Source organism: Pseudoflavonifractor sp. An44, from assembly GCF_002161675.1.
In the GTDB taxonomy this organism is placed as follows: domain Bacteria; phylum Bacillota; class Clostridia; order Oscillospirales; family Oscillospiraceae; genus Enterenecus; species Enterenecus faecium.
The window spans coordinates 1-5,737 of record NZ_NFIH01000043.1 but is presented as its reverse complement, the minus strand read 5'-3'; the positions used below and the strand labels follow the sequence as shown (position 1 = coordinate 5,737).

General features: G+C 61.0%; 6 protein-coding genes. All 6 read right to left on the bottom strand.

Annotation, left to right across the window (positions count from 1 at the left end; all coding sequences use genetic code 11):
• Positions 1 to 247 precede the first annotated feature (247 nt).
• Positions 248 to 970 carry an amino acid ABC transporter ATP-binding protein gene (locus B5F98_RS12455; RefSeq protein ID WP_087373289.1) on the bottom strand — a complete coding sequence of 241 codons (723 nt, stop codon included), beginning with the start codon at positions 968 to 970 and terminating at the stop codon, positions 248 to 250.
• On the bottom strand, positions 957 to 1,691 hold the full coding sequence (locus B5F98_RS12450) for an amino acid ABC transporter permease (protein ID WP_087232928.1): 735 nt from the start codon (positions 1,689 to 1,691) through the stop codon (positions 957 to 959). Before B5F98_RS12450 ends, B5F98_RS12455 begins: the two co-directional genes overlap by 14 nt.
• Positions 1,692 to 1,764: 73 nt before the next feature.
• Positions 1,765 to 2,571, bottom strand: coding sequence for a transporter substrate-binding domain-containing protein (locus tag B5F98_RS12445; RefSeq protein WP_087373286.1), 807 nt, complete (start codon positions 2,569 to 2,571; stop codon positions 1,765 to 1,767).
• 185 nt (positions 2,572 to 2,756) lie between these two features.
• Positions 2,757 to 3,578, bottom strand: a complete 822-nt coding sequence (locus B5F98_RS12440; RefSeq protein WP_087373282.1) for a GNAT family N-acetyltransferase — start codon at positions 3,576 to 3,578, stop codon at positions 2,757 to 2,759.
• Positions 3,571 to 4,488, bottom strand: coding sequence for a phosphatidylglycerol lysyltransferase domain-containing protein (locus tag B5F98_RS12435; protein WP_158099862.1), 918 nt, complete (start codon positions 4,486 to 4,488; stop codon positions 3,571 to 3,573). Before B5F98_RS12435 ends, B5F98_RS12440 begins: the two co-directional genes overlap by 8 nt.
• 723 nt (positions 4,489 to 5,211) lie before the next feature.
• The coding region (locus tag B5F98_RS12430) for an LPXTG cell wall anchor domain-containing protein (RefSeq protein WP_087373276.1) at positions 5,212 to 5,737 on the bottom strand (526 nt) is incomplete at its 5' end.

Below are 5,737 nucleotides of genomic sequence, written 5' to 3'. Positions count from 1 at the left end.
ATAGAATGCAACGCCATCTATGTGACCCTACCAGACTAAGGGCCGAACCGAGAACGATGCACCTTCCACCCAGTACCGCGGGGTGGATTCCACAAGGCGGGGGAAGGCCCCGCCTTTGGCGATTCTTTCCCCGATTTCTCATCGAGGAGAAATCGGGCCCAGCGGAGCGTATCCTCTGGCTGGCAAGCCTGAAAAAGGTCACATAGAAAAACTTCCTCCCCCGCCAAGGCAGAGGAGGAAGCAAAAATCACAGAACTTTGGACAAAAACTCGATGGTGCGGGGATGCTTGGGGTTGGCAAAGAACTCCTGGGGCTTGTTCTCCTCCAGGATGTGTCCGCCGTCCATGAACAGCACCCGGCTGCCCACCTCCCGGGCAAAGCCCATCTCGTGGGTGACCACCACCATGGTCATGCCGTCGTCGGCCAGCTGCTTCATCACGTCCAGCACCTCGCCCACCATCTCAGGGTCCAAAGCGGAGGTGGGCTCGTCAAAGAGCATCACCTTGGGCCGCATGGCCAGGGCCCGCACGATGGCAATCCGCTGCTTCTGTCCGCCAGAGAGCTGGTTGGGGTAGGCGTCCGCCTTCTCCTCCAGACCCACTCGGCGCAAAAGCTGGGTGGCGGTGTCGTCCGCCTCCTGCTGGCTCATGCGACGGGTGCGCACCGGAGCCAGGGTGATGTTCTTGCGGATGGTCATGTTGGGGAACAGGTTGAAGTGCTGGAACACCATGCCCATGTGCTGCCGCACCTGGTCGATGTCGCACTTGGGGTCGGTGATGTCGGTGCCGTCAAAGGTGATGGTGCCGGCGGAAGGGGTCTCCAACAGGTTCAGGCAGCGCAGGAAGGTGGACTTGCCCGAGCCGGAGGGGCCCAGTACCACCACTTTTTCACCGGGATAGATATGCTGGTTCAAATTGTCCAGCACCAGGTGGTTGCCAAAGGACTTGGATAAGTTTTTAACGTCGATCACTTTGACGCAGCCTCCTTTCCAGTTTACCCTGGAGCCAGGTGAGCACCACCACAATACACAGATACATCACGGCAATGCCGATGTAGGGGGGCATGTAGTCGAAGGTACGGCCTCCGATAGTGCTGGCATAGTACACCAGCTCCATGCCTCCGATGGCCTGGACCAGGGAGGTGTCCTTGAACAAGGTAATCAGCTCGTTGCCCAGAGAGGGCAGAATGTTCTTAAATGCCTGGGGAACCACGATAAAACGCATGGTATCCAGATAGCCCAGGCCCAGAGAACGGCCGGCCTCCATCTGGCCTCCGTCCACGCTCATCAGGCCGCCCCGGACGATCTCCGCCACATAGGCGCCGGAGTTGATGCCCAGGCCGATGATACCCACCAGAATCTTGTCCCGGATGCTGGGGAAGATGACAAAGGTCCAGATGAGCAGCTGCACCATCATGGGGGTGCCCCGGATGACGGTGGTGTAGATCTTACAAATGAAGTTTAAAATGGCCAGCAGGGGATTTTTCCGCCGTCCGGCCCGCTGTTGGTCGTGGGCAGCTCGTATCACGGCCACCACTACGCCCAGGATGACGCCCATGACCAGGGCCACCAAGGTCATCTCCAGGGTGCGGCCCAGGCCCTGCAAATAAAGCTTCCAGCGGTCTGCTTCGAGAAAGGCTGTGTAAAAACGTGGTCCCAGCTCATTGAGCCAGTCAATCAGCCTATATAACATAAAACCTGCTCCTTTCCTCAAGAAGGAAAGAAGGGCGGCACAGGGGGCCGCCCTTCTTCAATTTCTCTCGTTCTTACTCCGCAGTGATGTACTTGTCCACGATGGACTGAACGGTGCCGTCGGCAATGAGCTCCTTCAGCGCGCCGTTGATGGCATCCAGCAGCTGGGTGTTGCCCTTGTCCACGCCGATGGCGTAGTCCTCCACGGCGAACTCGGTGTCCAGAATCTTCAGACCCTCATTGGCCTCCACAAAGGCCTTGGCGGGCTCGTTGTCGATGACCACGGCGTCCACCTGGTCGTTCATCAGAGCCATGACAGCCAGAGCGCCGCTGTCATAGCCGGTGACATGGTCCTCACCGTAGCCGTCCTCTTCCACAGGGGCAGAGCAGTAAATGTATCCGGTGGTACCCTTCTGGGTGCCGATCATCTTGGCGTTAGCCAGGTCGTCCACGGTCTGAATGGAGGAGCCCTCCTTGACGATGACCACCTGCACGCCGGTGGCATAGCTGTCGGAGAAGTCCATGACCTTCAGACGGTCGTCGTTGACGGTGATACCAGCCATAGCCATATCGCTCTGGCCGGTCTGGACGGCGGTGAGGGCGGCATCAAAGCCCATGTCATCCACCACCAGCTCCAGGCCCAGCTTCTCGGCGATGGCCTGGGCCACCTCCACGTCAATGCCCTCGAAGCCGCCGTCGTCGGTGGTCATCTCATAGGGGGGGAACTGGGCGTTGGTGGACATGATGAGCTTGCCGCTCTCCGCCGTCTTCAGGCCGTTGTCGTCGCCCTCCTGCTTGCTGCTGGTGTTGCCGCAGGCGGCCAGAGAGGCCACCATGCCAATGGCCATGGCCATGGCTGCAATCTTTTTCCAAACTTTCATATTCATCCGTCTCCTCAAATCCATTTCATGTCTTAGCTGCCCCATCCGGGGGAAGTGATTGCCATGATTATATCGCCGAAATGAATATAATGCAAGAGGAAACCGGAATATTCCTGTATTTTATCCAAAATGACCGGATAGATATGAATGCATATTCATTTTTATGCAAGTTTCCTGCACAACCCTCAGTCCAGGGCCAGTCCCAGGTAGCCCCGGCGGGTCTGCTGCCAGAGGGCGGGGGGCTCGGTGAGCCACCGGATGGCCCCAAAGGGGGCCCCTTCCGCCCGGCCGGCGGGGGTGCGCAGCTCGCCCGGGCCGTGGCACAGGTGGGCGACCCGGCGGCCACCCTCCTCCTCGTCTCCGGGCAGGCAGAGCAGTTCCTTGACAATGTGGAACTTCCCCCAGTCCTCCACCACGGCGCAGCCCGGGCCGTGGGTCAGGTCCAGGCGGTAGAGGGCGCCGTGGAGCTGGCCTTCAAAGGCGGCCTGGCCGGGGGTGTGGACAATGTGGGGGATGCCGCCCAGCAGCTCCTCCCGCAGGGCCACATACTCCTGGGGAGTCAGCTCCTGCCACGGCCCCTCCTGGGGGGCGGGGAGGGGAGTGCGCAGGTGGTAAAAGGCGGGCTCAAAGCCGTTTTTGCCGAAAAACTGAAACAGAGAGGGGGCGGCGGGGACGGTGCACACAAAGTCCATCCCCTGGTCGGCCGTCCACTGGGCGGCGGCGTCCATGAGTTGGGCGGCGTACCCCTTGCCCCGGCTGTGGGGGTTGGTGGCCAGGGCGTACAGATAGGTGCCCTGGCAGGGGGCGGCTGCGGGACAGGCCAGGGACACGGGGGTGAGCACCAGCATGCTCTCCACCTGTCCCTCCTCCACCAGCACCAGGGGCCCCTGGGGGGCGCACAGGTCATAGAAGGCCTCTTGGGCCTGGGGCTCGTCCCCGAACACGGTGCGCCACAGCTGGTGGGTCTGTTCCCGCTCCTGGGGCCGGGCGTGTCTGCACTCAGCCATGACTCTGCTCCCGCACGGTGTACTTCTCCAGGAGAATCTCGGGGTAATAGGACAGCTTGGCCTTCCGCAGCCCCTCCAGGCCCATGTCGTCCTCCCGGTTGAGCCACTTCACCTCTGGGTGGCGCTCCCGCACCATCCGGGCCATCTCCCGGGCGATGGTGGGGTAGGAGCCCTGGATGTCGGCAAAGGCCTTTTCAAAGTGGACGTTGAAGCACTCCGGGGTGGTGAGGCTGCCCAGGGAGAAGGCCACGGGACGGCCTCCGGCGGTGATGACCCCGCCCTCCATCTCCAGGGCGTCCATCTGGTACAGGGCCTCGATGATGGCCACCGTCTCGGCGCTGAGGCTCTTGTCCTCATTGGCGTCCTTGAGGTTGGCCCACTCCTTCTCCATCTCCAGACACAGGTGCATGTTGTCCTTGGTGATGGGGTGGAACATCCAGTCCGGGTTGTTGTCGTCAAAGCGGCGGATGTGGTTGCGCTTCTGGTGCAGCTTCTTGCCGGGCAGGTCCGCCATCTTGTTCACGTCATACAGGTAGTCGAAGCTGTCCCGGTCCTCCTCAAAGGTGAAGCGGCCGGGGAACTCCGCCTCCAGCTGCTCTTTCTGGTCGGGGGTGACGCACACCATCACCAGGGGCACCCCCAGGGCTTTGGCGTTGTCCTCCATCACCTCCAGGGCAGGGGCCAGAGGGCCTGTCCCAGGGGGGAAGAGGAAGCTCTCACCCAGGCCGCCCAGCAGGCGCACCACCACCCGGTCGCCCACCCGGCAATACTGCTGGGGATAGGCGCCACTCCACAGATACATGCTGTTGAAGTTGTACTGACAGCCCATGCTGCCGGTTTTCTGGAACAGGGGGGCCGCCCACTGGCGGTCCTCCAATTTCGGTGCCACAAATTTACACTCGCAACTCATACAAAAATTACCTCGTTTGTCCGCGTTCAGCGGAGATTTTTCCATTTTCAATATCATAGCATACTTCTAGGAAAAACGCAACCCTGCTGTGCTGCTTCCTTCCCAAAGGTGCAGCCCGTCAGGGCTGGGGGAGACGCGCTCCGCTGGGCCCGATTTCTCCCCGATGAGAAATCGGGGAAAGAATCGCTTAGGGCGTTCCCCCCTAAGGACCTCCCAGGGGTACGAGGCTGGACCTGCGATGGTTCTCAGGCCGGGCCGAAAGCCAATGCCATACCAAGAAAGAACAACGCTCTGTTTTTCTCCATTCCTGCTGGGAGAGTGCACGTTTCTCCAGATTTCGGCCCTTTCTGGTCCACCCGGCCGATGGCGGCCGGGAATCGGCCCCACACCACCCAGACTTGAGGCCCTGGCGATGGAAGGGAGATCTGCCAGCGGAGTAGGTAGACCCCTGAGAGGTTATGTGCCATCTATGTGACCCCACCGGGACCAGGGCCGACTACGGCCCCACCGCACAAAACAACATAAAACCATTGGGGTTTCAAAAGGGGCGGGCCCCTTTTGTGGCTTTTCGTCCATTTTGGCCACTCAAAATGGACCCCCAGCGGGGAGCGCGTCCCCTGGGCTGGCAAGCCCGCACCAGAGAAAAACAATCGTATGCTTCCCATATCCATGAAAAAAGTACGGCCAGACGAATCTGACCGTACTTTTTTACTTGGTTGGCAATTAGCTGCGACGGCGGCGCATCGTCACCACAGCAGCCAGTCCGGCGGCGGACAGCACCAGGACGCTGAACACCAGACCCAGCTGGGCATGGTCCCCGGTCTGGGGCACGCTCTCCGGCTTCTGGGTGGCCTGGGGCTTGTCGGTGGTCTCAGGAGCGCCACCGGCGGTGAGGCCGTTCATGGCGTCGCTCAAAGCAGCCACAGCGGCGTCCACAGTGGTCTGATCGTCCTCAGAGAGAGACTCGTTGGCCATGACAGCCTGGGCGTTGGCCAGAGCGGTGCGGAAGGCGGCCACGGACTGGGCGGTGTAGCCGGTAAGGTCCATGCCCTGGGCCTTGCCGATCAGGTCCTCCAGGATGGACTTGTCCGCCTTGAAGCGCTGGGCCAGAATGGCGTTCAGCAGGGCGTCGGCGGCTTCGTCTACCTTGGCCTGGTCATCCTCGGAAAGAGTCTGATCAGCCATGATTGCCTGAGCCCCCGTCAGAGCGTCCAACAGCTCCTGCCAGTGAGTCTCCACATACTTATCG

Coding starts and splice junctions, on each gene's coding strand:
- B5F98_RS12435 (WP_158099862.1), bottom strand. CDS start 4,488: ATGAGTTGCGAGTGTAAATTTGTGGCACCGAAATTGGAGGACCGCCAG.
- B5F98_RS12450 (WP_087232928.1), bottom strand. CDS start 1,691: ATGTTATATAGGCTGATTGACTGGCTCAATGAGCTGGGACCACGTTTT.
- B5F98_RS12445 (WP_087373286.1), bottom strand. CDS start 2,571: ATGAAAGTTTGGAAAAAGATTGCAGCCATGGCCATGGCCATTGGCATG.
- B5F98_RS12440 (WP_087373282.1), bottom strand. CDS start 3,578: ATGGCTGAGTGCAGACACGCCCGGCCCCAGGAGCGGGAACAGACCCAC.